This is a genomic window from Caballeronia arationis (assembly GCF_001544975.2).
In the GTDB taxonomy this organism is placed as follows: domain Bacteria; phylum Pseudomonadota; class Gammaproteobacteria; order Burkholderiales; family Burkholderiaceae; genus Caballeronia; species Caballeronia arationis.
Genome location: NZ_FCOG02000388.1, coordinates 1 through 1,886 on the forward strand (window position 1 = coordinate 1; position 1,886 = coordinate 1,886).

Annotated in this window: 1 protein-coding gene; it reads right to left on the bottom strand. The window is 60.5% G+C overall.

Annotation, left to right across the window (positions count from 1 at the left end):
• Nucleotides 1-362: 362 nt before the first annotated feature.
• Nucleotides 363-1,622, bottom strand: a complete 1,260-nt coding sequence (locus tag AWB81_RS42505; protein ID WP_062644541.1) for an IS110 family RNA-guided transposase — start codon at nucleotides 1,620-1,622, stop codon at nucleotides 363-365.
• Nucleotides 1,623-1,886: the final 264 nt, after the last annotated feature.

The window sequence follows — 1,886 nt, forward strand, 5'->3', positions numbered from 1 at the left end:
GTGCCTTCAGGCCCTGAGGTGGTCCGTCAAGGTTTTTCAGCGGGAAGTTGCGCTTCTGCTTCCGGTTCGAGACGCACGAGCGCACGAGCACATAAACCGATTGATCTGCCCTCTGTTATCGAGGGCAGATGCGGCTCATATGCCCTCCCTTGTGGCATAGGGTATCGCTCGCCGCTCGTTTATGAGACGGAGTATGTCGAGCGGAACGCCATGCGGGCGCCTGGCCGGTTGCCCACCGCCGGCCAGCGGCATGGTCGTAGACAGGCGACTCGCCGGCCGGCCGTGGACAACTGGCACCATCGAGTCCAACGGAGGCAATCCACCGATCCGGAATCCAGCTGCGTAACCACCACCGAGACTGGTTACCCCGGAAGTTCGAGGTGCCTGAGCAGTGGCGAACCGCGTTTCCTCAAAGCGTTAAGGTAGGTGGTCTCGTCGTACGGCGTTCTGGTTTGCCAGCATCGGTACAGGATGCGGATCCACTTGAACGCCAATGCCCTGACGGCAGCCTGGTGCGTACTCCCCTTCGATCGTTGTTGCCGATAGTAAGCGCCGGCCCAGAACGATTTGTTGATGGTCTGGGCGGCCCATTCGACGAACGTCTGGCGCAGGAACTTCGGGCATTGCCAGCGCCAGTGCACCCAGCTCTTCTTGCCGCTACGTTCGGTCACGGGGGCAATGCCAGCGTACTTCTGCAGTTCATCAGCCCCGTGGAAGCGGTCGCGCTGCTCGCCAAAGGCCGCGAGCAGGCGCGGCGCCATTTGGGGGCCGGCGCCCGGCAGGCGGTCAAACAGGGCGAAGTCAGGTTGCGCCCGCGCGAGCGCCGCGATCTCCCTATCGAACACATCGATCGCCGAGAGCACGGTGCGCAGCTGCGCCACCAGCGCCAGCACGTGCAATCGGCAGGCCGTGATGATGCCAGGGTCTTCGGTGAGGGGCGTAGCGGCGCGGATCGATTCCAGACGTACCGCGATCAGCCTGATACGGCACTTGTGGGCATGGAAGAACGCTTCAAGGGTCGTCCTGCGGGCGCGCCTGACCGTCAAGAGCGTCGGCCAGTGGGTGAGGAAGTCGCAGAAGAGCACCGTATCTCTCTGCTCGAACCACTCCAGAGCCTGCGGGTAATACTGCTTGAGCGTGTCACATAAGCGGTTGGTGAATCGGGTCTTGTCGCCGACCAGTTCGCGACGTTGCTCGACCAGGCTGAACAGCGAACGCATGGCGACGCTCTGTGGTCTGAGCGGAGCAAACCGCTCGGGATGGCGCAGCAGGAGTTCGAGTGCCAACTCTGCATCGGTGGGATCGTCCTTGGCGCGGCTTGGTTTGAACGCCTCGCGATATTTGGCGAGTGTCGACGGGTTAATCGGAAAGAGCACGAAGAAGTCGTACTTCTGCAGTGCAGCGACGATCGGTCCCCTGGCCAGTTCAAGGGCAACCGCGATAGGGCCACCAAAGCGCTGGTATAAAGACTTTGCCCATTCGTCAATGCGCGCGACTTGATGAGGGATGCAGTCGAACTCGCGCCTGGCGTTGCCGGTGGCCTGCAGGCAGATGTCATGCTTCGTGTCTGCCCAATCGATGCCAACATAAGCGGTGAACTGCTGATTCGATAGAGGTGCCATGTGAACCTCCGCAAGTGGTAAATTGCCTTGCAGGGACATGCATACTTGCGTTCAGCGAAGGCAATATAGCGAGCCGGTGTCACGGCGAACCCTGAGTATTCGTTATCGAGCGCAAGCGCACCCATAGACTCGAAACTAAAGGCACAAACGTCAGACGTTGGGGCAAATTATTCGTAGTCCACGGGTGCATGTCCCGCTTTCGCTGGCAGTACCTGCCAGCTGTGACCAGTATCACGGAAGGCGGGACGGACTATCTATATTAGG

Excerpts from the sequence above, each read along its gene's own strand:
- AWB81_RS42505 (WP_062644541.1), bottom strand. The coding sequence starts at position 1,622 with ATGGCACCTCTATCGAATCAGCAGTTCACCGCTTATGTTGGCATCGAT.